The sequence below is a fragment of the Actinokineospora fastidiosa genome (genome assembly GCF_014648415.1).
Taxonomy (GTDB): domain Bacteria; phylum Actinomycetota; class Actinomycetes; order Mycobacteriales; family Pseudonocardiaceae; genus Actinokineospora; species Actinokineospora fastidiosa.
Genome location: NZ_BMRB01000001.1, coordinates 496083 through 520335, shown reverse-complemented (window position 1 = coordinate 520335; position 24253 = coordinate 496083). Strand labels below are relative to the sequence as shown.

General features: G+C 73.1%; 22 protein-coding genes and 1 pseudogene. 12 read left to right on the top strand and 11 right to left on the bottom strand.

Going from position 1 to position 24253, the window contains the following annotated elements:
* Positions 1 to 6 precede the first annotated feature (6 nt).
* Together IEY98_RS02360 and IEY98_RS02355 are read left to right on the top strand one after the other, a co-directional pair.
* Entirely contained in the window at positions 7 to 792 is a 786-nt protein-coding gene (locus IEY98_RS02360) for an HAD-IIA family hydrolase (RefSeq protein ID WP_189208615.1), read from the top strand.
* Between the two features lie 14 nt (positions 793 to 806).
* Positions 807 to 1592: pseudogene (locus IEY98_RS02355) on the top strand (metallophosphoesterase family protein); the annotation flags it as partial.
* Here the strand turns inward: IEY98_RS02355 and IEY98_RS02350 are convergent.
* A complete protein-coding gene (locus tag IEY98_RS02350) occupies positions 1590 to 1961 on the bottom strand; it encodes a YccF domain-containing protein (protein ID WP_189208614.1) in 372 nt (123 codons plus the stop codon). The pseudogene IEY98_RS02355 and the gene IEY98_RS02350 sit on opposite strands and share 3 nt — an antisense overlap.
* Positions 1962 to 2028: 67 nt before the next feature.
* Between IEY98_RS02350 and IEY98_RS02345 the strand changes: the two genes are divergently transcribed.
* Positions 2029 to 3621, top strand: coding sequence for an AMP-binding protein (locus IEY98_RS02345; protein WP_189208613.1), 1593 nt, complete (start codon positions 2029 to 2031; stop codon positions 3619 to 3621).
* A 57-nt stretch (positions 3622 to 3678) separates the two neighbouring features.
* Positions 3679 to 4251, top strand: coding sequence for an HAD family hydrolase (locus tag IEY98_RS02340; RefSeq protein ID WP_189209994.1), 573 nt, complete (start codon positions 3679 to 3681; stop codon positions 4249 to 4251).
* Here the strand turns inward: IEY98_RS02340 and IEY98_RS02335 are convergent.
* Entirely contained in the window at positions 4208 to 4417 is a 210-nt protein-coding gene (locus IEY98_RS02335; protein ID WP_189208612.1) for a hypothetical protein, read from the bottom strand. The two genes, IEY98_RS02340 and IEY98_RS02335, sit on opposite strands and share 44 nt — an antisense overlap.
* A 188-nt stretch (positions 4418 to 4605) precedes the next feature.
* Here IEY98_RS02335 and IEY98_RS02330 point away from each other — a divergent pair, with 188 nt between their 5' ends.
* Positions 4606 to 4992 (top strand): cold-shock protein, encoded by a 387-nt coding sequence (locus IEY98_RS02330; RefSeq protein WP_189208611.1) that lies wholly within the window; start codon positions 4606 to 4608, stop codon positions 4990 to 4992.
* A 12-nt stretch (positions 4993 to 5004) separates the two neighbouring features.
* Here IEY98_RS02330 and IEY98_RS02325 read toward each other — a convergent pair whose 3' ends face one another.
* The 3 genes from IEY98_RS02325 to IEY98_RS02315 are packed head-to-tail and all read right to left on the bottom strand — an operon-like array spanning position 5005 to position 8198.
* Positions 5005 to 5457, bottom strand: a complete 453-nt coding sequence (locus IEY98_RS02325) for a DUF2771 family protein (RefSeq protein ID WP_189208610.1) — start codon at positions 5455 to 5457, stop codon at positions 5005 to 5007.
* 10 nt (positions 5458 to 5467) lie between these two features.
* Positions 5468 to 7363: an MFS transporter gene (locus IEY98_RS02320; protein ID WP_229786488.1), complete on the bottom strand. Its 1896-nt coding sequence runs from the start codon at positions 7361 to 7363 to the stop codon at positions 5468 to 5470.
* Positions 7364 to 7409: 46 nt separating this feature from the next.
* Entirely contained in the window at positions 7410 to 8198 is a 789-nt protein-coding gene (locus IEY98_RS02315) for a glutaminyl-peptide cyclotransferase (protein WP_373292301.1), read from the bottom strand.
* A 59-nt stretch (positions 8199 to 8257) separates the two neighbouring features.
* On the opposite strand from IEY98_RS02315, the gene IEY98_RS02310 reads away from it, so the two are divergent.
* Together IEY98_RS02310 and IEY98_RS02305 are read left to right on the top strand one after the other, a co-directional pair.
* Positions 8258 to 9127: a DUF3027 domain-containing protein gene (locus IEY98_RS02310; RefSeq protein ID WP_189209991.1), complete on the top strand. Its 870-nt coding sequence runs from the start codon at positions 8258 to 8260 to the stop codon at positions 9125 to 9127.
* On the top strand, positions 9124 to 12039 hold the full coding sequence (locus IEY98_RS02305; RefSeq protein ID WP_189208609.1) for a sacsin N-terminal ATP-binding-like domain-containing protein: 2916 nt from the start codon (positions 9124 to 9126) through the stop codon (positions 12037 to 12039). The genes IEY98_RS02310 and IEY98_RS02305 overlap by 4 nt, the downstream gene beginning before the upstream one ends.
* Here IEY98_RS02305 and IEY98_RS02300 read toward each other — a convergent pair.
* Positions 11999 to 13060, bottom strand: a complete 1062-nt coding sequence (locus IEY98_RS02300; protein WP_189208608.1) for a hypothetical protein — start codon at positions 13058 to 13060, stop codon at positions 11999 to 12001. The two genes, IEY98_RS02305 and IEY98_RS02300, sit on opposite strands and share 41 nt — an antisense overlap.
* A gap of 53 nt (positions 13061 to 13113) precedes the next feature.
* On the bottom strand, positions 13114 to 13380 hold the full coding sequence (locus IEY98_RS02295; protein ID WP_229786487.1) for a DUF2530 domain-containing protein: 267 nt from the start codon (positions 13378 to 13380) through the stop codon (positions 13114 to 13116).
* Positions 13381 to 13398: 18 nt separating this feature from the next.
* Between IEY98_RS02295 and IEY98_RS02290 the strand changes: the two genes are divergently transcribed.
* From IEY98_RS02290 to IEY98_RS02280, 3 genes are all read left to right on the top strand, one after another.
* Positions 13399 to 14856: an NCS2 family permease gene (locus IEY98_RS02290; RefSeq protein ID WP_189208607.1), complete on the top strand. Its 1458-nt coding sequence runs from the start codon at positions 13399 to 13401 to the stop codon at positions 14854 to 14856.
* Positions 14857 to 14904: 48 nt separating this feature from the next.
* Entirely contained in the window at positions 14905 to 15336 is a 432-nt protein-coding gene (locus tag IEY98_RS02285; RefSeq protein ID WP_229786486.1) for a MarR family winged helix-turn-helix transcriptional regulator, read from the top strand.
* A gap of 95 nt (positions 15337 to 15431) precedes the next feature.
* Entirely contained in the window at positions 15432 to 16700 is a 1269-nt protein-coding gene (locus tag IEY98_RS02280) for an MFS transporter (protein ID WP_189208605.1), read from the top strand.
* Between the two features lie 206 nt (positions 16701 to 16906).
* Here the strand turns inward: IEY98_RS02280 and IEY98_RS02275 are convergent, their stop codons facing one another.
* Both IEY98_RS02275 and IEY98_RS02270 read right to left on the bottom strand, forming a co-directional pair.
* On the bottom strand, positions 16907 to 17542 hold the full coding sequence (locus IEY98_RS02275) for a superoxide dismutase (RefSeq protein WP_189208604.1): 636 nt from the start codon (positions 17540 to 17542) through the stop codon (positions 16907 to 16909).
* A gap of 42 nt (positions 17543 to 17584) precedes the next feature.
* Positions 17585 to 19081, bottom strand: a complete 1497-nt coding sequence (locus tag IEY98_RS02270) for a glutamate-cysteine ligase family protein (protein ID WP_189208603.1) — start codon at positions 19079 to 19081, stop codon at positions 17585 to 17587.
* Between the two features lie 176 nt (positions 19082 to 19257).
* On the opposite strand from IEY98_RS02270, the gene IEY98_RS02265 reads away from it, so the two are divergent.
* Positions 19258 to 20088: a TrmH family RNA methyltransferase gene (locus IEY98_RS02265; RefSeq protein ID WP_189208602.1), complete on the top strand. Its 831-nt coding sequence runs from the start codon at positions 19258 to 19260 to the stop codon at positions 20086 to 20088.
* A complete protein-coding gene (locus IEY98_RS02260) occupies positions 20066 to 20629 on the top strand; it encodes a DUF2537 domain-containing protein (RefSeq protein WP_189208601.1) in 564 nt (187 codons plus the stop codon). The genes IEY98_RS02265 and IEY98_RS02260 overlap by 23 nt, the downstream gene beginning before the upstream one ends.
* Here IEY98_RS02260 and IEY98_RS02255 read toward each other — a convergent pair.
* A complete protein-coding gene (locus IEY98_RS02255; RefSeq protein ID WP_189208600.1) occupies positions 20626 to 22455 on the bottom strand; it encodes an ABC transporter ATP-binding protein in 1830 nt (609 codons plus the stop codon). The two genes, IEY98_RS02260 and IEY98_RS02255, sit on opposite strands and share 4 nt — an antisense overlap.
* A complete protein-coding gene (locus tag IEY98_RS02250) occupies positions 22452 to 24215 on the bottom strand; it encodes an ABC transporter ATP-binding protein (RefSeq protein WP_189208599.1) in 1764 nt (587 codons plus the stop codon). The genes IEY98_RS02255 and IEY98_RS02250 overlap by 4 nt, the downstream gene beginning before the upstream one ends.
* Positions 24216 to 24253 lie beyond the last annotated feature (38 nt).

Below are 24253 nucleotides of genomic sequence, written 5' to 3'. Positions count from 1 at the left end.
CGCAGCATGTGGGCGTACCTGATGGACATGGACGGCGTGCTCGTGCACGAGGAGCACCTGGTCCCGGGAGCGGACAAGCTGGTCGCCGAGCTCACCGCGAACGGGACGCCGTTCCGCGTGCTCACCAACAACTCGATCTACACCCCGCGCGACCTGCGCGCCCGCCTGCTGCGCAGCGGCCTCGACGTGCCGGAGCAGTCGATCTGGACCTCGGCGCTGGCCACCGCCCGGTTCCTCGACACCCAGCGCCCCGGCGGCTCCGCGTTCGTCATCGGCGAGGCGGGCCTGACCACCGCGCTGCACGAGATCGGCTACGTCCTCACCGACCGCGACCCCGACTACGTCGTCCTCGGTGAGACCCGCACCTACAGCTTCACCGCGATCACCCGGGCCATCCGGCTGGTCGAGGAGGGCGCGCGGTTCATCGCCACCAACCCCGACGCCACCGGGCCGAGCCGGGAGGGCTCGCTGCCCGCGACCGGCTCGGTCGCCGCGCTGATCGAGCGGGCCACCGGCCGCTCGCCGTACTACGTCGGCAAGCCCAACCCGCTGATGATGCGCTCGGCGCTGAACTCCCTCGGCGCGCACTCGGAGACCACGCTGATGATCGGCGACCGGATGGACACCGACGTGCGCAGCGGCCTGGAGGCGGGCCTGAAGACCATCCTGGTGCTCACCGGCATCTCGACCCGCGACACCGCCGAGCTCTACCCGTACCGGCCCACCCGGGTGATCGACTCGGTCGCCGACCTGGTGGGCCGCTCGCACGACCCGTTCGGCGAGGGCGCGTGACGGAGGGCTCGCCTATGGTCAGTGCCGTGGAGACGTACGTGGTGGGCGACGTGCACGGCCACCGCGCCGAGCTGGCCGCCGCGCTGCGCGGGCGCGGCCTCCTCGACGAGCGCGACGCCTGGGCGGGCGGCACGGCCCACCTGTGGTTCCTCGGCGACTTCGTCGACCGCGGCCCGGACGGCATCGGCGTCATCGACCTGGTCATGAGCCTGTCCGAGCAGGCGCGCGAGCAGGGCGGGCGGGTGGAGACCCTGCTCGGCAACCACGAGATCCTCCTGCTCGGCATGCGCCGCTTCGGCGAGACCGAGGTGCCGTCGGACTTCGGCCCGCGCAGCTTCGCCCGCAGCTGGGAGATGAACGGCGGCCTGCGCTCCGACCAGGACGGCCTGACCGACGCGCACGTCGCCTGGCTCGTCGAGCGCCCGGTGCTGGCCCTGGTCGGCGACCACCTGCTCATGCACTCCGACACCCTGGAGTACCTGGCCTGGGGCGAGGAGATCGAGGAGATCAACGCCACCGTCCGGGCCATCCTGCGCTCGGACGACATCGTCGAGTGGTGGGAGGTGTGGCGGCGGATGACCACCCGCTACGCCTTCCGCGGCCCCGACGGCGAGGAGATCGCCGACGAGCTGCTGGGCGTCCTGGGCGGGCGCCAGGTGGTGCACGGCCACAGCGTCATCGCCGACCAGCTCGGCGTGCTGCCCGCCGACATCGACGGCCCCTACGAGTACGCGGGCGGCAAGGCCCTGGGCATCGACGCGGGCCTGTTCGTCGGCGGGCCGTGCCTGGTGGTCCGGTTAGGTGCTGACGATCCGGCTGCCGAGGGGGACCAGGGAGACCGGGACCATCTTGAAGTTGGCGATCCCCAGCGGGATGCCGATGACGGTGACGCAGAGCGCGATGCCGGAGACGATGTGCCCGATCGCCAGCCACCACCCGGCGACGACGATCCACACGACGTCGCCGATCACTGACGCGACGCCCGCCTCCCGCCGGGTCTCGATGGTCCGCCCGAACGGCCAGAGCGCGTAGTTGGCGATCCGGAAGGAGGCCAGGCCGAACGGGATGGTGATGATCAGCACACAGCAGATGATCCCGGCGAGGACGTAGCCGATCGCCATCCAGAGCCCGGACAGGACAAGCCAGATCACGTTCAGCAGCGTTCGCATGGCCCCATTGTCCCGGAAGCGGACATGTGCTTGCGTGAGACGGCGCACACCGTCGAAGGGACCGTCGATGACCAGCTACGCCTCCGGGACCTCGGACGTCCCGCTGCTCGGCGACACCATCCCGGCCAACCTGATCGCGACCGCTGCCCGCTTCCCCGACCGCGACGCCCTCGTCGAGTTCGCCACCGGCCGCCGCTGGACCTACGCGGAGTTCGCCGCCGACGTCGACCGCGTCGCGCACGGCCTGCTCGCCCGCGGCGTCGGCAAGGGCGACCGGGTCGGCGTCTGGGCGCCGAACTGTGCCGAGTGGACGCTGGTGCAGTACGCGACCGCGCGCGTCGGCGCGATCCTGGTCAACATCAACCCGGCCTACCGCGTCTCCGAGCTGAAGTACGTGCTCAACCAGGCGGGCGTGCGCATGCTCGTCGCCGCCGAGTCGTTCAAGACGTCGGACTACCGGGGGATGATCGATGAGGTCCGCCCGCAGTGCCCGGCGCTGCGCGACGTCGTGCTCATCGGCGTGGACTTCGACGACCTGCGCGTGGACGGCGACGCCGCGGCCCTGGACGCCATCGAGCTGTCGTCGGACGACCCGATCAACATCCAGTACACCTCCGGCACCACCGGGTTCCCCAAGGGCGCGACCCTGTCGCACCACAACATCCTCAACAACGGCTTCTTCGTCGGGGAGCTCTGCGGGTACACCGAGACCGACCGGATCTGCATCCCGGTGCCCTTCTACCACTGCTTCGGGATGGTCATGGGCAACCTGGCCGCCACCAGCCACGGCGCGTGCATGGTGATCCCCGCGCCCGCCTTCGACCCGGTCGCCAGCCTGCGCGCCTGCGCGGAGGAGCGGTGCACGTCGCTCTACGGCGTCCCCACGATGTTCATCGCGATGCTCGCCGAGCTGGGCGAGCTGGACCTGTCGTCGCTGCGGACCGGGATCATGGCCGGGTCGCCGTGCCCCGCGGAGATCATGAAGCAGGTGATCGACAGGATGGGCATGACCGAGGTGACCATCTGCTACGGCATGACCGAGACGTCCCCGGTGTCCACCCAGACCCGCGCCGACGACACCATCGACCGCAGGGTGGGCACGGTCGGGCGGGTCCACCCGCACCTGGAGATCAAGATCGTGGACCCGGCCACCGGCCGGACCGTGCCGCGCGGGGAGCCGGGCGAGTTCTGCACCCGCGGCTACTCGGTGATGCTCGGCTACTGGGACCAGCCGGACAAGACCGCGGAGGCCATCGACTCCGCGCGCTGGATGCACACCGGCGACATCGCGGTGATGGACGCCGACGGGTACGTCCAGATCACCGGCCGCATCAAGGACATGGTCATCCGCGGCGGGGAGAACATCTACCCGCGCGAGATCGAGGAGTTCCTCTACACCCACCCGGACGTGCTCGACGCCCAGGTCATCGGGGTCCCCGACCAGCGGTTCGGCGAGGAGCTGATGGCCTGGATCCGCATGCGCCCGGGCACGACCCCGCTGACCGCCGAGTCGGTCCGCGAGTTCTGCGCTGGCAAGCTCGCCCACTACAAGATCCCCCGCTACGTCCACGTCGTGGACGAGTTCCCGATGACGGTGACCGGCAAGATCCGCAAGGTCGAGATGCGGGCGGCGGCGGTGGAGATCCTGGGCCTGGAGTAGCCCGCGGGTAGCGTCGGTCGGGTGCGCGAGGACTTGGCGGTCGGCTTCGACTTGGACATGACGCTCATCGATCCCCGGCCGGGCATGGTGGCGGCCATGAACGCGCTCGCCGCGGAGAGCGGGCTGGCCCTCGACGGCGAGCGCTTCGCCGCCGCCCTGGGCCCGCCGCTGGACGTGGTGTTCCGCGGCTTCGAGGCGCCCGAGGAGCGCATCCCCGGCCTGGTCTCGCGCTTCCGCGCGCTCTATCCGGACGTCGTGGTGCCCGCCACGGTCCCCATGCCCGGCGCGGCGGACGCGCTCGCGGCGGTCAAGGCGCTCGGCGGGGTGAACCTGGTGGTCACCGGCAAGTTCGAGCCGAACGCGATCCTGCACGTCAAGACGTTCGACTGGCCGGTGGACGTCGTCGCGGGCGGGCGGTGGGCCGAGGCGAAGGGCGGCGTCCTGCGCGAGCACGGGGCGCGGGTGTTCGTCGGCGACCACGAGGGCGACGTGCTGGGCGCCAAGGCGGCGGGCGCGATCGCCGTCGGCGTCCCCACCGGGCCCTGCGACGCGGACTCGCTGCGCGCGGCGGGCGCGGACGTCGTGCTCAGCGACCTGACCGAGTTCCCCGCCTGGCTGCGTTCGCTCTGACGATGTGCGCCACGGCCACGCCGAGGCCGATCGGCAGCGCCATCGAGACCGCCCACAGCCAACTGGCTTGCCGGTCGAGCGCGCCGAGCACGAAAATAGCGATCACCGCCAGCAGACCGACGGTGAACAGCGCCACGGCGGCGATCATGGTCCGGGGAACGCTCATACCCGGGAGGATAGTTCGCCGTGCGCGGACCCCTTCCGGCGATGACACCCGGAGGGGGACAAGCCGAGCCGCGCCCCGCCGGTTTAGGCTGGACGGACGCGCGTCCTGCGGTGGTGTCCCAGGACGCGTTCGTCTTGCGGGGCGGGTGCGCAACGGCGGTTGAAGACGACGAGGGAATGGTGAGTGCGGTGCCGACCGGCAGGGTCAAGTGGTACGACACGGCGAAGGGTTTCGGGTTCGTCACCCAGGACGGCGGGGAGGACGTCTACGTCCGCGCGTCCGCCCTGCCCGCGGGCGTCTCCGGGCTCAAGGCGGGCCAGCGCATCGAGTTCGGGGTGGCCGACGGCCGCCGGGGCCCGCAGGCGCTGTCCGTGCGGCTGATCGACGCCCCGCCGTCGGTGGTCGAGGCGCGGCGCAGGCCTGCCGAGGAGCTGCACGGCCTGGTCGAGGACATGATCAAGATGCTGGAGTCGACGGTGCAGCCCGACCTGCAGCGCGGCCGCTATCCCGACCGCAAGGTCACCAAGCGGGTCGCGGAAGTGGTCCGCGCCGTCGCGCGGGAGCTCGACCCGTAACCCCCTGCGCGCCTACGCCTCGGCGCGCAGGATCCAGTACCCGGTCGGGACGGGCGTGTCGCCCTGCACGATGGCCAGCCGCTGCACGGCGGCGAACAGCAGGCGGTCGTCCTCGTTGGGCAGTTCCAGCGTGTACGCGTACTGCCGGAACTGGCCGGGGACGAAGATGCGGCTGCTGCCGTCCACCCGCTCGCCGTCGGGCGTGAGGTAGGAGAACACCACGCCCCACGGCTCGCGGGCCAGCGCGGCGGGCACCGAGATCTGCACCGGGTAGCCGGGGCGCACGGCCAGGGTGACCACGGCGTCCTCGTCCTGCTCGCAGGTGAGCGTCGCCAGGTCGCACAGGATCTGCGGGTGGGCGCGGACGGCGTCGCCGTCGGCGTAGAAGGTCACCTCGGGCGGCGGGACGGCGCCGCAGCCCGCCAGTGCGAACGCGGCGGCCAGGATCGCGATGGTCTTACGCACGGAGCCGACCCTACGGGGCCGGATTCGGCGGACCCTCGTGCAGGGTCGCGGGCCGCCAGCCCGCCGAGCGCGGGATCGGGTGCTCGCTGGTCTGGTCCGGCCGGATCGGCCGGTCGCCGCCGAGGCCGGGGATCAGCGACTGGCCGCGCCGCGACAGCAGCGTCTGGGCGATGCCCACGGCCAGCAGCACCGACACGACCAGGAAGCCCAGCCACCAGGTCGGCGGCAGCAGCACGCCGACCGCGCCGCCGAAGACCCAGCTGAGCTGCAGCACCGTCTCCGAGCGGCCGAACCCGGAGGCGCGCGACTCCTCGGGGAGGTCGTCCTGGATGACCGCGTCCAGGCTGTTCTTCGCCAGCGCGCTGGCGATCGCGCCGACGAGGCCGACAATCGCCGCCGTGGTGATCCCGGCCGCGAACGTCGCCACCACCGTGGACGTCAGGGCCGCGAACGCGCAGCCGATGACCACCTGTTCGGGCTTGCCCACGTGCACGCGCGCGCCGATGGCGTTGCCCACGAAGCTGCCGATGCCCGCCGCGGCCGCGATGACGCCGAGCAGCAGCACCTGCTGGAACGGCTCGGCCTCGTACTCCGCGCGCACGGCGAACGCGGCGAACATCATCAGGAAGCCGGTCAGCACCCGGATCGTGCCGTTGCCCCACAGCGAGACCACGATGTGGCGGCCCATGGGTTGTCGGCGCCCCTTGCCGGGGTGCGCCTTGATCGAGGCGGGCACCTCGCCCTCGGTGACCTCCACCCACGCCGGGATGCGCAGCGCCTGCACCGCCCCCACCGCGCTGATGACGACGGTGAACCACAGCGCGCCCGCCGAGCCGAACGGGGCCGCGAAGGCCGCCCCGATCCCGCCGAACACCGCGCCAGCGAACAGCCCGAACACCGTCAGCCGGGCGTTGGTCTTGGCGAGGGTGATCTCCTGCGGGAGCACGCGTGGCGTGACCGCGGCCTTGAGCACCGTGAACGACTTGGACAGCACCATCTTGCCCAGCGCGGCCGGATAGAGCAGCCAGGTGTCGAAGTTCAGCGCCATGATCAGGCACATCAGCGCCTGGCCTGCCGAGACCGCGGACATCGCCAGCCTGCGGCCGCGCTGGATGCGGTCCAGCGCCGGGCCGATGACCGGGGCGATCAGGGCGAACGGCGCCACCGTGATCAGCAGGTAGAGCGCGACCTTGCCCCTGCTCTCGCCGCTGGCCGCGGAGAAGAACAGCGTGTTGGCCAGCGCGACGGCCATCGCCGCGTCGCTGGCGTAGTTGAGCATCGTGGCGTAGGTGAGCGCGGTCAGGCCGGACTTCTCCGCGCCGTCGGCGCCCGCCGCCCTGCGGAACGCGCTGACCGCCTGCGTGGTCAACTGCCTGCTGCGCAGCGCGGCGACCCGGGTGACGGTGAGCTTCTTCGGGAAGCGCGGCGCGCCGGGCACCTCATCGGTCGGCCGCTCGGCCGGGTCGTCGGGGTGGCGCGGCGGCTCGTCGCGGTGGCGCTCGTCATACCGGGGCCGCTCGTCGTCGCGGTACGGGCCATCGCGGTATGGGTCCTCGCGATACGGGTCGTCTCGGTAGGGGTCGTCGCGGTACGGGCCCTCGTGGTGGTGCTGCTCGCGCGAGCGCGGCGGGCCTGCCCAGCCCCGGGGGGCGTCGTAGCGGTCGGCGTAGCGGTCGTCCCGCCACGGGGGGCGGGGCCGCCGCGGCGGGTAGTCGTTCGGGTAGCGGTCGCCGAAGGTCTCGAACTCCGGCTCGTCCTGGCGCTCGTACGGCCGGGTGGGACGGTTGCGCGGGGGCGGGTCGGCGGGGCGCCAGGCGGGCTGCGGCGCGTCCGTCCAGCCCTTGCGGCCCCGCTTGGGCCGCCGCGGGGGCTGATCAGGGGAGCCGGAGCGCATCACCCGTCCCATCCTGCCGTATCAGGGGTCTTGACACCGAAACCGGACGTGCTCGGGCTCAGCCCGGTCCCGGGGCGAACCGGACCCGGAACATCGAGGGCCACAGCTTGCCGGTGACCAGGAACTCGTCGGTCCCGGGCACGTGCGCGATGCCGTTGAGCACGTCCGTCGCCGCGCGCTCGTCGGGGGACAGCAGACCGGACATGTCGACCACGGCGGTCACCGCGCCCGTGCCGGGGTCGATGCGCACGATCCGGTCGGTCTGCCAGACGTTGGCGTAGACCGACCCGTCGACGCACTCCAGCTCGTTGAGCCGCAGCACGGGCTCGCCGTCGTGGTGGACGTCGACCGTGCCGACGGGCTCGAACGTCTCCGGGTCGCGGAAGGTGAGGGTGGCGCTGCCGTCGCTCATCACCAGCCGCTCGCCGTCGTGGCACAGGCCCCAGCCCTCACCCGGGTAGGTGACGCGGCGCAGCTCGGCCAGGCTCTCCCGGTCGCGCTCGATGGCCACGCCGTGCTGCCAGGTGAGCTGCCAGATCCGGTCGCCGACGACGGTGATGCCCTCGCCGAAGAGGTCGCCGGGCAGGGCGGTGCGGGCCCGCACCTGGCCGGTGGCCGGGTCGGTGGCGCGCAGCTCGGAGCGGCCCACCAGGCCGGTGCCCTCGTAGAGCACGCCGTCGACCAGCTCCAGGCCCTGGGTGAACGCGGTCGGGTCGTGCGGGATCTCGGCCACCACGTCGACGCGCAGCTCCACGACCTCGGTGGACGGCTGCTCCGCCGTGCACGCGGCGACAGGGAGGACGGCGGCGATCAGCGGGGTGCTCACGAGCAGGGACAGCGCACGCACCGGCCTAGCGTGACACGGCTGAGCGGGCGCGCGCAGGCGTGCGGCACAATCGGACGGTGATGACGCCGACGCCCGCACCCCAGGACGTGACCGACCCCGCGCTGCTCGCGGCGGTCGACCTCGCACGCGCCGCAGCGGAGGCGGAGGCGGGCGACGAGGTGGGCGCGCACGTCGCCGTCGCCCCGGAGGACGCGCACGCCGCCACCCACCTCTTCGAGGCCGACAAGCCCGGCTACGCGGGCTGGCGCTGGGCGGTGACCGTGGCCCGCGCGCCGGAGTGCGAGGTGACCGTCAGCGAGGTCGTGCTGCTGCCCGGCCCGGAGGCGCTGGTCGCGCCCCCGTGGGTGCCGTGGCAGGAGCGGGTCCGCGCGGGCGACCTCGGCGTCGGCGACCTGCTGCCGACCGCGCCCGACGACTTCCGGCTCGTGCCCGGCTACGCCGCCTCCGACGACCCGGCCGTGGAGGACCTGGCCCGCGAGGTCGGCCTGGGCCGCAAGCGGGTGATGTCCCGCGAGGGCAGGCTCGACGCCGCCGACCGGTGGATGTCCGGGGAGTTCGGGCCCGCGTCGGACATGGCCCGCAGCGCCCCCGCGCACTGCGGCACGTGCGGGTTCTACCTGCCTGTCGCGGGCTCGCTCGGCGCGGCCTTCGGCGTGTGCGGCAACGAGATCGCGCCCGCCGACGCCCGCGTGGTGCACGCCGAGTACGGCTGCGGGGCGCATTCGGAGGCCGAGGTCGAGCAGGTCTCCCCGGTCCTGGTCGCCGACCTGATCTACGACGACGCCCAGCTGGACGTCTCCGAGCCGGAGCCCGCGGACTCCCCGGAGGAGGACGAGGCCGTCTCCGAGGTGGCCGACGCGCCGCTGCCCGCCGCCGAGGCCGACGAGGACGAGTCCGAGCCGACCGTCGACGTCGAGTCGGACGAGTGAGCGCGGACCCCTTCGACACCGCCGCCTTACGCGCGTCGGTGCTGGGCGCGTGGACGTCGTCGCCCACCCGGTTCCGCGAGGACGCCAACGCCGAGGAGGACCTCTACCTCGGCGGCTACCGCGACCGGCTGCTGGTCGAGCTGGCCCAGAACGCCGCGGACGCGGCCGGGGCGGGCGGCACGCTGCGGGTCGACGTCGTCGACGGCGAGCTGCGCGCGGCCAACACCGGCAGGCCGCTGGACGCCGAGGGCGTCGCTGCCCTGTCGTCGCTGCGCGCGTCGGCCAAGCAGCGCGGGGTGGGGCAGTTCGGCATCGGGTTCGCCGCCGTCCTCGCCGTCACCGACGCCCCGCGCGTGGTGTCGACCTCCGGCGGGGTCGCCTTCTCCGCGACGCGGACCACCGAGGCCATCGCCGACCACCCGGAGCTGGCCGCCCGGGCCGCCGAGCGCGCCGGCCGCGTGCCGGTGCTGCGCATGGTGTGGCCGACCGACGAGGCAGCGCCGCCGACCGGGTTCGCCACCGAGGTCCGGCTGCCGCTGCGCGCCGACGTCGACGGCCCCGCGCTGCTGGCCGCGTTCGCCGACGAGGCGGCCGACCTGCTGCTGGCGCTGCCCGCCCTGTCCCGCATCGAGATCGCGGGCACGGTGTGGTCGCGGACCGAGGACGGCGACCGGCTGAGCATCCACGGGCCCGGCGAGGCGCTGTCCTGGCTCGTGCACCGGGTGTCCGGCTCGCTGTCGGCCGAGGTGCTGGCCACGCTGGGCGTCGAGTCCCGCGAGCGGTCACAGTGGACGGTCACGTGGGCGCTGCGGCTGGACCCCGACGGCGCGCCGCACCCGCTGACCGAGGACGTGCTGCACGCCCCGACGCCGACCGACGAGCGGCTGTCGCTGCCGGTCCGCCTGGTCGCCACCGTGCCCATCGAGCCGAGCCGCAGGCGCGCGCGCCCCGGTCCGGCCGCCGACGAGGTGCTGGCCGCGGCCGCGGCGGCCTACCCCGGCCTGGTCGCGAAGCTCCCGGGCAAGCGGCGGACGGCGCTGGTGCCCAGGACCGGCTTCCCGCTGTCCGAACTGGACGATCGGCTGCGCGCGCTGGTGCTGGCCGCGCTGCGCCGCGCCGAGTGGCTGCCCGCCGCGGGCTCCGGCTGGCTGACCCCGGCCCGCGCCCGGGTGCTCGACACGGCCGCGCCCGGCCTGGCCGACCTGCTGTCCGAGGTCCTGCCCGACCTGGCCGACGGCGCGCTGTCCGACGCCGCGCACACCGGGGCGCTGAACGCGCTGGAGGTGACGCGGCTGCGCATGGCCGAGGTCGTGGCCGCCATCACCGGCACGACCCGCCCGCCGGAGTGGTGGCACCGGCTCTACACCGCGCTCGCGCCGATCGTGGAGACCGACTCCACAGCGCGCGAGGAGTTGGGCGGGCTGCCCGTCCCGCTGGCCGACGGCCGCACGCTGCCCGGCCCGCGCGGCGCCCTGCGCTACGACGGCGACCCCGAGCTGCTCGACCTGCTCACGCACACCGACGTCGGCGCCCTCCGGGTGATCCACCCGGTGGCCGCGCACCCGGTCCTCGACCGCCTCGGCGCCCAGCACGGCACGGCCGCGGACCTGCTGGAGAACCTGCGCGACGCCGTCGAGCGCAGCATGGACGACCACGAGTCCGGGGTGGACATCGCCGCCCTCGCGCCGATCGTCCTGCGCCTGGTCCAGGAGTCCGGCGCGGTCGCGATGCCGTGGCTGGGCGCGCTGGCCCTGCCCGACTCGGTGGGGGACTGGCGGCGGGCCGACGAGCTGGCCCTGCCCGGCTCGCCCCTGCTCGACGTCCTCGACCCCGACTCGCCCATCGGCGTGCTGTCCTCCGCAGTGGCCGAGCAGTGGCCGGAGTCGGTGCTCACCGCCGCGGGCGTCCTCGACGCGTTCGCCGTGGTCGTCGACGAGTCGCCGACCGGGCCGGACCACGACCTCGCCGACGAGGCCGACTGGTGGGACGCGCTGCCGGAGCCGCCGAACCGGCTCGTCGGCATCCGCGACCTCGACCTGGTCGCCCCCGACGCCTGGCCGATGGCCCTGCGCCTGCTGGCGGCGAACCCGGAGACCTGGCGCGCCTTGGTCGACCCGGACGGCTATCCGGCGTGGTGGATCGGCAGGCACGCCGTGCTCGCGGGCGCGCCGCCCACGTCCTGGCGCATGCCGGACGCCGTGGAGCTGACCGGCATCTACGACCCGCTGCCCGATGTCGACGTGGACGCCAGGGTGCTGACCGCGATCGGCGTGCGCACCGAGCTGGCCGTCCACAACGGCGCGGACGCCGAGGACCTCGCCCACCGCCTGGCCGACCGCGACCGCGAGATCCCGCCGGGCATCGTCCTGCGCGCCCACACCGCGCTCGCCGAAGCCCTGCGCGACGAGGTGATCGTGCTGGAGGACCTGTCCCCGCCGGACGAGTTCCGCACGCTGGCGGGCACGCCCTCCGACGACTGCGTCGTGGTCGACGGCCCGTGGCTGCTGGCCGTCCTCCCGGACTCCGCCGTGGTCTCGGCTGGCCCGGACTTCGCCCTCGCCGAGCCCCTCGCCGACCTGCTGGACATCCCGCTGGCCACCGACGAGGTCGAGGCCGAGCCGGTCTCCGACGGGGAGTACGTCCCGTGGGCGGAGCTGGGCGCGGTCGCCGCGGCCTGCGACCTGTTGGGCGAGGAGGTCCCGCCGGGCGGGCCGATCGTCCACGACAAGCTCGTCGTCCGGACCGACACCGGCGAGCACCAGGTCCCCTGGTGGATCACCGACGACGGCGTCGCGCACTGCGAGGACACCCCGGAGGCGCTGGCCAGGACCCTGGCCTGGACGACCCGGCGCTGGCCGGAGCGGCACACGTTCACCGCGCTGATCGAGGACCCGGCGCTCTACCTGAGCTGACCGAGCAGGTCGGGCGGGTGCGCTTGCCGTACGACCCGGCGGCCACGAGCAGCCCGGACCCGAGGCCGCCGAACGCCAGCCCGCCGAAGGCGACCATCCAGGTCGTGTCGGCCGAGGTCGGGAACGGCTCGGCGGGCGCGATGGCGGGCAGCACACCTAGGGCGCTGAGCGCGGCGTAGGCCACGAGCAGCGGCCCGTACACCGACAGGCCGACCGCGGTCAGCCACGCGGGCAGCAGGGGCAGCAGGCGGGGGACGCGCCGCCCGGCCACCGGGAACGCCCACCGGGGGAACACCTGCCCCCACCGGAACGTCAGCCCGGCCACCAGGACGAGCGCGGCCGCCGCGGCCAGCACCGTCACGTCCACGCCGACCGAGCCGAGCGCGGCCAGCACGCCGGACTCCCCGGCGCTGCCCGCCCGCCACGCCTCGGCGGTGACCCCGAGGGCGTCCCCGCCCAGCGTCCAGACCGTCTTGACGGCCGCCCACGGCACGACGCCGCACACCAGGACGCCGACCAGCAGCCGCGTCCGCGCCGGGGCGACGGACGGCGGCGGGTAGACCAAGGGGCCGGTGTGCTCGGCCGGATGCGTTGCGCCGCATCGGGGACACCGGCCGCGCAGCCGCCGCCGGTACCGCGTCGCGACGCCGACGAGCAGGCACACGCCCACGGTGCTCGACAGCACCTGGGTTAGTCCGGCGCCGCTCTCGACGCCGGAGAAGGACAGCAGCGTCACGACGTGCGCGGGCAGGCTGAGCATCCCGGTCGCGAAGACCGCCGCAGCGGCCGCCGCCGCCGCCAGCACGGCCTTGCTGCGCACGCGGGTGGTGGCCACGGCGGCGGCCCCGGCCGCGACGGCCACCGCCGCCAGCGCCAGGTGGACCGCCGGGTGGTACGCGACATGCGGCGACCACGGCACGGCCGCCCCGGTCGTGGCCCACGTGATCTGCATGACCGCGTGGCAGGCCGCCCACGCGCCCGTCGCGGCGGGCAGCCACGCCCGCGCCCCGCCTTCCCCCATGACCGCAGGCTATTCCGGCGGCCCTGAGAGGACCTTCAAGATCCCGCGAGGGCCTAATCCAGCTTCTGCGCGCCCCTGCGGCCCGACTTGGCGGCGTGGCGCTGCCAGGCCATGATGGCCGCGCCTACGATGCCCAGGGCCGCACCGGCCAGCGCCGTCCACCGCCACACCGGGTCGAGACCCAGCGGGAAGACGGTCATGACCAGGGCGGCCACCAGCCAGATGCCGGTGCCGACGTACACGATGGGTCCCAGCTCCAGCAGCCGAGGCGGCAGCGGGGGCGGCGGGCGCAGCGATCGGTCCGGTCGCGGTTCAGGCACAGCGGGAGGCTACGGCACATGGCCAGCGGGACGGACGAGCGGCGGTCCGGCGTCGACCGGTTCTTCAAGATCACCGAGCGCGGGTCGACGGTGGGGCGCGAGGTGCGCGGCGGCGTCGTCACGTTCGTCACGATGGCCTACATCGTGGTGCTCAACCCGCTGATCATCGGCAGCTTCGCCGCCGACGACACCGCGGCGCACCGCGACCTCTTCGGCAACATCCTGCCCGTCGACCAGGTGGCCGCGGCGACAGCGCTGGTCGCGGGCGTGATCACGATCCTGTTCGGCCTGATCGCCAACTTCCCCTTCGCGCTGGCCACCGGCCTGGGCATCAACACCCTCGTCGCCGTCACGATCGCCCCGCAGATGACCTGGCCGGAGGCGATGGGCCTGGTGGTCGTCAACGGCGTCGTCGTGCTGCTGCTGGTCGTCACCGGCGTGCGCACGGCGGTCTTCAATGCCGTCCCGGCCGCGCTCAAGTCCGCGATCGCGGTCGGGATCGGACTGTTCATCGCGCTCATCGGGCTGGTGGACGCCGGGTTCGTGCGCAGGCTCCCGGACGCGGCCAACACCACCGTGCCCGTCGGGCTGGGGATCAACGGATCGATCGCCTCCTGGCCGACGCTGGTCTTCGTCGTCGGGCTGGTGGTGACCTCGATCCTGATCGCCAAGCGGGTCAAGGGCGCGATCCTCATCGGGGTGGCGGTCGGCACCGTGCTGGCCATCGTGCTGGAGGCGATCGTCAAGGCCGGGCCGTCGGCTGGCGTCAACCCCAAGGGCTGGAACCTGGGCTACCCGGCGCTGCCCGAGCAGGTCTTCGGCATCCCCGACCTCGCCCTGCTCGGCGAGGTCTCCTTCGGCGCGTGGTGGCGGGTCCCCGCGCTGACCGCGGCGCTGCTGGTGTTCACGCTCGTGCTGACGGACTTCTTCGACACCATCGGCACGATGACCGGCCTCGGCAAGGAGGCGGGCCTGGTCGACAAGGACGGCAAGCTGCCCAACACCGGCAAGGCGCTGTTCGTCGACAGCCTCGGCGCTGTCGCTGGCGGCGCGGCGTCCACCAGCTCCAACACCGTCTACATCGAATCCGCGGCGGGCATCGCCGAGGGCGCGCGCACCGGCCTGGCCAACGTCGTCACCGGCCTGCTGTTCATCGCCGCGATGTTCCTGACCCCGCTCTACCAGGTCGTGCCGATCGAGGCGGCCGCGCCCGCGCTGGTGATCGTCGGCGCGCTGATGATGGCCCAGATCCGCGACATCGACTTCAGCGACTTCACCGTGGCGCTGCCCGCGTTCCTCACCATCGTCGTGATGCCGTTCACGTACTCGATCGCCAACGGCATCGGCGCGGGCTTCGTCAGCTACGTGGTGCTGCACGTGGTGACCGGGCGTGCGCGTGGCGTGCACCCGTTGATGTGGATCGTGTCGGCGGCGTTCATCGTCTACTTCGCCATGGGGCCGATCCAGGCCCTGTGACCCACCCGACCGTGGCGGGAAGGCTGTTAGTGAGGTATGCTAACGATCGTGTCCCCGGAGCAGTCGACCCTGACCAGCAGGCTGCGGCTCGCCGTCGTGCGGCTCAACCGCCGACTCCGGGCGCAGCGCACCACGGCCACGGTCACCCTCACCCAGATCTCGGCGCTGTCCTGCCTGCACAAGTGCGGACCGCTGACGCCGGGCGAGCTGGCGGCCAAGGAGGGCGTGCAGCCCCCGTCGATGACCAGGGTGATCGCCGCGCTGGAGGACATGGGCTACGTCTCGCGCCGTCCGCACCCCAGCGACGGCAGGCAGGCGATCGTCGCCCTCACCGAGACCGGACTGGTCTACATCAAGGGCGAGATCACCGCGCGCGAGGCGTGGCTGGACGAACGGCTGAACGAACTCGACGACGAGGAACGGGCGATCCTCGCCCGCGCCGCCGAGATCATCGACAGGATGGCAGGTAAAGCGGACTAGTGCGGACACCAGCGGGCACACAGGACAGGCTCACCCCCATCCCTACCCCCGCACCGTCTCCGCCCAGCCCGTCGCGTCCGTCTACCCGGGACGGGATGTTCTCGTCCCTGCGCGTGCGCAACTACCGCCTCTTCGCGGGCGGCGCGCTGCTGTCGAACACCGGCACGTGGATGCAGCGCATCGCGCAGGACTGGCTCGTGCTCGTCCTCACCGACAACAACCCGGTCGCCCTCGGCATCGCCGCGGCGCTGCAGTTCCTGCCCACGCTGATGCTGTCGCTGTGGGCGGGCGTGCTCGCCGACCGGATGGACAAGCGCAAGCTCCTCATCGGGCTGCAGACGGGCATGGCGCTGAGCGCGGTGGTGCTGGGCGTGCTGGACGTCACCGGTGTCGTGCAGGTCTGGCACGTCTACGTTCTCTGCTTCGTGCTGGGCGCGTTCAGCGCGGTCGAGGTGCCCGTGCGGCAGTCGTTCGTGGTGGAGATCGTCGGCCGGGGGCAGCTGACCAACGCGGTCGCGCTCAACTCCACGAACTTCAACCTCGCCCGGATCGTCGGCCCGGCCATCGCGGGCGTGCTGATCACGCTCATCGGCACCGGCTGGCTGTTCCTGGCCAACGCGGTGTTGACCGGCGCCGTGGTCGCGGGCCTGCTGCTGATGCGCGTCGGCGACCTGCACCCGTCGCCCCGGGTGGCCGCCCGGCGCGGTCAGCTGATGGAGGGCCTGCGCTACGTGCGCGGACGCGCCGACATCCTGACCGTGATGGTGCTGGTGTTCTTCGTCAGCACCTTCGGCATGACCTTCTTCGTCTCGCTGGCGATCGCCGCGGCGAACGTTTTCCACCAGGACGCCAGCGGTTACGGCCTGCTCTCGACGACCCTGGCCGTCGGCACCCTCGCAGGCGCCCTGCTGGCCGCGCGCCGCAGCTCGCGCGGCAGGCCGAGGACCCGCCTGCTGCTCGGCTCGGCCCTGCTGTTCGGCGTCCTGCAGGTCGTGCTCGGCCTGCTGCCGACCTACGGCATGTTCGCCATCGGCCTGATCCCGGTCGGCCTGGCGCTGATGACGTTCATGACCGCGGCGAACTCGACCGTGCAGCTGGCCGCGGCCCCGGAGATGCGCGGCCGGGTCATGGGCCTCTACATGCTGGTCTTCGTCGGCGGCAACCCGCTCGGCGCCCCGATGACCGGCTGGCTGGCCGACCAGTTCGGCGGCCGCTCCCCGTTCATCGTCGGCGGCGCGGTGGCCGCGCTCGCCGCGATCGCCTGCGGCCTGCTCCTGCTGCGCCGCGGCGGCGTCCGGGTGTCCCCGGCCAACTGGTCCCGGCTGCGCGTGCTGCGCCGCGAGCGCCGCGCCCGGGTGCGCTGACCCGCTTTCCAACACCTCTTCAGTGGGCCAGGTCACTGCCGCACGGGGGTTGTCAGGAGAACTGAAGTAAGGCTAACCTAAGTCTTGTCCGCTTCGTGGTGGGAGCGGCAGTCAGTTCGGGAACCGAATGGCCCCCGCTTCCCAGCGTCCGGAAGCGGGGGCCATTCATTTCACGGCGGGGCCTGTCGGAGCATCCGCCGGGTCCTCTAGGCCGCGGGGGCGGGTGGGCGCAGGCCGTTGACGCCCGCGCGGGCGGCCTCGAAGCGCGCGGTGACGTCGGCCCAGTCCACGATGTTCCAGAGCTTCTCGATGTAGTCGGTCTTCACGTTGCGGTACTGCAGGTAGTACGCGTGCTCCCAGGTGTCGAACACCAGCAGCGGCGTGGTGGCGATCGACAGGTTGGAGTGGTGGTCCTTGAGCTGCTGGGTCACCAGCCGCTCGCCCACCGGGTCCCAGGCCAGCACGCCCCAGCCCGAGCCCTGGATGGTCGCGGACACGGCGTTCAGCTGCGCGCGCAGGCCGTCGAACGAGCCGAAGTGCTCGTCGATGGCGGCGGCGAGCTCGCCGGTCGGCTTGTCGCCGCCGTCCGGGCTGAGGTTCTTCCACCACTGCGCGTGCAGGGTGTGGCCCGCGAGGTTGAACGCCAGCGTGGTCTCCAGGCCGACGATCGCGCCGAAGTCGCCCCGGTCGCGGGCCTCGGCGATCTTCTCCAGCGTGTCGTTGGTGCCCTTGACGTACGCGGCGTGGTGCTTGCCGTGGTGCAGCTCGTTGATGTCCCCGATGATCACCGGCGCCAGCGCGCCGTAGTCGTAGTCGAGGTCGGGCAGGACGTAGGGAGCCATCTCCAGATGCCAATCAGTCGTAATTGCAACCCACTCGCAACACTAGCCGAGCACGGGCCAGGTGTGCACGGGCTCGCCCGCCTCGCTCAGCTCGACGTACCGCCGGAGCATCCCGGCCAGGGCGGCCTCCCGGTCCATCCCGCGCGCCTCCAGCACGGTGACGGTGTCGCGCTGCCACGACGACCCGGTCCGCCGGGCCGTGCAGCGGGCCTCGATGATCCCGAGGTAGCGCTCGCGCGCGCTGTCGGAGACGCCGCAGTCGGCCAGGCCCTCGTGCGCCATCGGCAGCAGCTTGCGCAGCACCAGCTCGTCCGGCGGGACCCAGCCAGCGCCGGGCCAGTACAGCTGGCTGCCGAACGCGTGCCGCGCGCCCGCGTGCAGGTTCTCCTCGGCGGCCTGGAACGACATCTGGGTCCACAACGGATAGTCCTGTGTGGCCAGCGCGCGCTGGGCTCCGTAGAAGAACGCGGCGTTGGCCATCATGTCGGCGACCGTCGGGCCCGCGGGCAGCACGCGGTTCTCCACCCGCAGGTGCGGCAGGTCGTCGCTGACGTCGTACACCGGCCGGTTCCACCGCCAGATCGTGCCGTTGTGCAGGCGCAGCTCGCTCAGCCTCGGCGGACGGCCCCGGTCCAGCGCGTCCAGCGGGTCCTCGTCGTCCACTTCGGGCAGTAAACCGGGGAAATACCGGACGTTCTCCTCGAACAGGTCGAAGATCGAGGTGATCCACCGCTCGCCGAACCACACCCTCGGCCGCACGCCCTGGTTCTTCAACTCCTCCGGACGGGTGTCAGTCGCTTGGAGGAACAACGGGATCCGTGTCTCATGCCACAGCGCCTTGCGCAGCATGAACGGTGAATTGGCGCCGATGGCGACCTGCACGCCAGCGAGGCACTGCGCGGCGTTCCAGTTGGCGGCGAACTCCTCCGGCGGCACCTGCAGGTGCAGCTGCAACGACGTGCACGCGGCCTCGGCGAGGATCGAGTCCTGCATCCGGCGCAGCTTCTCCGCCCGCCGCCCCGGCAGCGGCGTGCCTTCCATGTGCAGCACCAGTTCCTCGCCCCGGGCGGCGAAGATCTGCTCGTTCAGCCTGCGGTAGCGCGTCTTCTGCGTCAGCCAGCGCACCTCAAGGTGCTCCGGCCGCAGTGTCGGCAGCGTGCCGATGAGCACCAGCCGCGCGCCCGCGTCCAGCGCCTTGAGCGAGGCCCCGGCCAGCGACGCGGTCAGCTCGGACTCCAGCTCGATGGACTGGCTGCCGCCCAGCGGCCGGGGCCGCACGTTGAACTCCAGGTTGTGCTGGCCCAGTTCGAGCGTGTAGCAGGGATCGTCGATCTTCTCCAGGACCGTGGTGTTGAGCATCGCGGGCCCGAGCGTGTCGTCGACGAGGTTGAGCTCGATCTCCATGCCCATCTGCGGCGGCGCGGCGTTGAAGCCGCCCTCGGCCAGCATCCGCCCCAGCGCGTCCAGACACCGGCGCATTTTCGCCCGATAGCGCTGCCGGTCGAGTCCGCCTGGCTCGGTGGCTACGTTCTGGCCCATGACGCCCCTCCCGTCTGTCCGGCTCGTCAGCCGGAACGTGCGCGGGAGGCCAACGTTGGCATAGCCCTCACTTCCTTTCTAGCGCCCAAACTGGTGCCGTCCGTTATGCCGAGGTAACGCAGCGCAAGCGGCGGGGACGCCTGGGCGCGCCCGCCCCGCCGTGCGACACTGCGCGGGTGGCGCAGGTGATCGAGGTGGCGGACCCAGCGGACCCCAGGCTGGACGACTTCCGCGACCTCACGACCGCCGACCGCAGGCCGGACCGGCCCGGCGGGCGCGGCCTGGTGATCGCCGAGGGCGTGGTCGTCGTGCAGCGCCTGCTCGCCTCCCGCTACCCCGTGCGCGCCCTGCTCGGCGTCCCGCGCCGCATCGAGGCGCTGGCTCCGGACCTGGCCGACCGCGACATCCCGGCGTACGCCACGAGCGCGGAGGTGATGGCCGAGACCGTCGGCTTCCACCTCAACCGCGGCGTCCTCGCCGCCGCCGACCGGGCCGCGCCGGTCCCGCTGCCCGACCTGCTGGCCACCGCGCGCACCATCGCCGTCCTGGAGGGCGTGGGCGACCACGAGAACCTGGGCGCGCTGTTCCGCAACGCCGCCGCCCTCGGCGTCGACGCCGTCCTGCTGGGCCCGGGCTGCAGCGACCCGCTGTACCGGCGCAGCGTCCGCGTCTCCATGGGACACGTGCTCGCCGTCCCGTTCGCGCCGCTCCACGACTGGCCAGCGGGGCTGGACCTGCTGCGGGCGGCCGGTTTCCGCGTCCTGGCCCTGACCCCGCGCGCCGACGCGGTCCCGCTGTCCGAAGTCGCCGTCGGCGGCGAGCGGGTGGCGCTGCTGCTGGGCTCGGAGGGCCCCGGCCTGACCGAGGCGGCCATCGCCGCCGCCGACGCCGCCGTGCGCATCCCGATGTCGCGCGCCGTCGACTCGCTCAACGTGGCGACCGCGGGCGCGGTCGCGTTCTACGCACTCACCGAAGGAGCCCGGGGTGGAACTGCGCGCCAGGGATGAGCGGGCCGTGCTCGTCGGCGATGACCGGGAGATCGACCCGGACACCCTGCCGCTGGGCGCGGACCTCACCGCCGATCTGCGGGACTGGGCCAGGGTGGCGGGCGCGGTCGGGCGCACCGAGGCGGAGTCGGCGGCCGCCGTGGTCTCCCGGCGCGGCCGCCAGCTCGCCGCCCGCGTCGCCGAGGCGATGAACACCCAGGTCAGCTACGTCGACCCGCTCTCCGGCGAGGTCGCGGTGCTCGCCCCGCCGGTGACCCAGGAGAAGCAGCCGCCGCCGCCGGAGCCCACGCCGTGGGCCACCGGCCTGCTGGTCGCCGCCTTCGCCTTCACCCTGGTCGTGTTCGCCGTCGGGACGCTGTCGGCCACGCTCGACGAGACGTCCCCGCTGCTCGCGGTGGGCGCCAACGTCGTGGTGACCGCGGGCCTGCTCCCGTCGGTGTGGCTGACCAAGGGCGTGCCGATCTGGCGCTGGGTCGCCCTCGGCGTCGCTGGCGGCATCGGCGCGGGCTGGGTGGCCCTGCCGTTCATCGTCTTCGGCTAGACCAGCGAGTCCCGCCAGCGGGTGTGCAGGGCGGCGAAGCGGCCGGACCCGGCGATGAGGTCGGCGGGGGAGCCGTCCTCGACCACCCGGCCGTCGTCGATCACCAGGACCCGGTCGGCGATCAGCACCGTCGACAGCCGGTGGGCGATGATCAGCGCCGTCCGGTCGGCCAGCACCGACTCCAGCGCGCCCTGCACCGCCCGTTCGGTCGGGATGTCCAGGCTGGACGTGGCCTCGTCCAGCACCAGGACCGTGGGGTCGGCCAGGAACGCGCGGGCGAAGGCCACCATCTGCCGCTGGCCTGCCGAGAGCCTGCCGCCGCGCTTGCGGACGTCGGTGTCGTAGCCGTCGGGCAGGCGCGAGATGAACTCGTGCGCGCCCACCGCCCCGGCCGCCGACTCGACCTCCGCGCGGGTCGCGTCCGGCTTGCCCAGGGCGATGTTGTCGGCGACCGAGCCCGCGAACAGGAAGTTCTCCTGCGTCACCATGACGACCGCCTGGCGCAGGTCGGCGTCGGCGATGTCGGTGAGCGCCACGCCGTCGAGCCGGACCGCGCCCGCCGTCGGGTCGTAGAACCGGGCGACCAGCTTGGCCAGCGTCGACTTGCCCGCCCCGGTCGGGCCGACCAGCGCCACCGTCTGGCCGGACGGGATGACCAGGTCGAACTCCGGCAGCACCACCGGCCCGGTCGGCGTGTAGCGGAACTCGACGCTGTCGAAGGTGATCGCGCGGCCGAGCGCCGACGGCGGCAGGGCCACCGGCGCGGCGGGCTCGCGCACGTCCGGCTCCTCCTCCAGCACGCCGGAGATCTTCTCCAGCGCCGCCGTGGCCGCCGAGTACGCGTTGGCGAACATCGCCATGTCGTCGAGCGGGTCGTAGAAGCGGCGCAGGTACAGCAGGAACGCGGTGAGCACGCCCAGCTCCAGCCCGCCGCCGACGACCCGCCACGCGCCGATCAGCAGCACCACGGCCAGGCTGATGTTGCCGACGAGCCGCACGGTCATGGTGAAGACCGCGACGACGTCGAGCGCGCGGTGGTTGGCCCTGCGGAAGCTGTCGTTGAGCCCTGCCATGATCGACTCGTTGCGGGCCTCGCGGCGGAACGCCTGCACCGCGCGCATGCCGTTCATCGTCTCCACGAACTGCACGATGATCTTGGCGATCGCGCCCCGGGTGTTGCGGTAGGCGGCGTTGGAATTGCGGAAGAACCAGCGCGCGGCCAGCAGCAGCGGGATGAACCCGGCCAGCACGAACAGCGCCAGCGGCGCGTCCAGCACCAGCAGCAGCACCGCGATTCCGGTGACCGACAGCGCCGCGGACAGCAGCCCGTCGACGCCGTTCTCCAGCAGGTCGTCCAGGGAGTCGACGTCGCTGGTCAGCCGGGAGATGACCTTCCCGGAGGTGTAGGACTCGTGGAACGACAGGGACAGCCGCTGCGCGTGCCGGAAGATCCGCTGCCGCAGGTCGAGCAGCAGGTCCTGGCCGATGCGCCCGGACAACCGCAGGAACGCGTAGCGCAGCCCGGCCGAGCCCGTCGTCGCCGCCAGGTAGCCGCCCACGCACCAGGCCAGCGTCGTGGCGTCCCCGCCCATGGCCGACGGGATGCCGTTGTCGATGGCCGCGGCGATGAGCAGCGGACCGGCCAGCGAGGCGAGGTTCTCGGCGACGACGAGCGCCAGCGCCAGCACGGTCGCGCCCAGGTGCGGGCGGATCAGCCGGCCCAGCAGGGCGCGCGAGCGCTTCTGCAGCCGCAGCGTCGCGCGCTGGGTCAGGTTCTCGGTGTCCTCGGCGGCGACGCCGCGCCACTCCTCTTCCGGCGTGCTCATACGCTCGTCCGTTCGTTGTCCAGAGTGGACAGCAGGGCCCGGTAGGCCGGGTTGGCCGCCAGCAGTTCGGTGTGCGTGCCGACCGCGGTGATGCGGCCGCCCTCCAGCAGCGCGACCCGGTCGGCCAGTTGGACCGTGCTCGGCCGGTGCGCGACGACCAGCGCCGTCACGCCCGAGAGCACGCTGCGCAGCGCGTGCTCGACCTCGGCCTCGGTCTGCACGTCCAGCGCGGACAGCGGGTCGTCGAGCACCAGCACCTTCGGCCTGCCGACTACCGCGCGGGCCAGCGCCAGGCGCTGCCGCTGGCCGCCGGACAGCGACAGGCCCTGCTCGCCGATGCGGGTGTCCAGGCCCCAGGGCAGGCCGTCGACGAACTTCTCCGCCTGCGCGATCCGCAGCGCGGTGCGCACGTCGTCGTCGGAGGCCTCGGGCGCGCCCAGCCGGACGTTCTCGGCGACGCTGGCGGAGAACAGCACCGCCTCCTCGAACGCCGTGGCCACCGCGGTGCGCAGCTCGGCCAGCGGCAGGTCGCGCACGTCCACCCCGTCGACGGTGACGCGTCCCCCGGTCACGTCGGCCAGGCGGGCGACCAGCGCGGTCAGCGTCGTCTTGCCGGAACCGGTGGGGCCGACCAGCGCGACCGTCTCGCCCGGGCGCACCTCCAGGTCCACCCCGGCCAGCACCTCGGCGCCGGAGGGGTAGGCGAAGCGCACGTCCTCGAACCGCAGCAGGCCCGCGCCGTCGGCGGGCAGGTGCTTGGGGGAGTCCGGGTCGGTGATGGTGACCTCGGCGTCGCGGACCTCCCAGTACCGCTCCGCCGCCGTCGCCGTCTGGTTGGTCTCGGCCAGCAGCCAGCCGATCGAGTCCACCGGCCAGCGCAGGAATACCGCGACGGTGATGCCCGCGACCAGCGTGCCGACCGTCATGGTCCCGTTGGCGATGCCGAGCGAGCCGACCAGCAGCTGGGCGGCGATGCCCAGCTCGGGCAGCATGATGATGGCGCCCCACAGCAGCGCGAGCACCCGGACCTTGGCCAGCTCGGTGCCGCGCAGCTCGCGGGCCTGCGCGGCGAAGCGGCGGGCCAGCTCCGGCCCCCGGCCGAACGCCTTGAGCACCCGGATGCCCAGCGCCGACTCCTCGACCGTGGTGGCCAGGTCGCCCTCCTGGTCCTGGGCGCGGCGGGAGAGCACGGAGTACTTCGACTCGAAGCGCGTGCAGATGACGATGAGCGGCAGCGCGCAGGCCAGCGTGATCGCGCCCAGCACCGGGTCGAGGAAGAACAGCACGCCAAGGCCGATGACCATGGTCAGGGTGTTGACCACCAGGAAGATGCCCGCGAACGCGATGAACCGGCGGATCGTCGACAGGTCCGACACCGCGCGCGACAGCAGCTGCCCGGACTGCCACTGGTCGTGGAAGGCGATGGGCAGCCGGTGCAGGTGGGCGTACAGGTCGGCGCGCAGGTTCGCCTCGACCCGGGTGCTCGGCCCGGCGATGAGCCTGCGGCGGGTGAAGAACAGCGCGGCCTCGGTGGCGCCGAGCGCGGCGACCGCGGCCACCAGCCAGACCAGGCCGCCGGTGTCGCCGGTGGCCACCGGCCCGTCCAGGATGCGCTGGATGACCAGCGGAATCGTCAGCCCGCAGATCATCGAGCAGAGCACGGCGACCGCCGAGCCGATGACCCGGCCGCGGACCGGGCGCAGGTAGGGGCCCAGCCGCGCGATCGAGGCCAGGCCGCCGCGTTTCGGTTCGCTCTCCATGTGGCTCCCCCCAGGCAGTCGGCCTTCGACGTTACGCC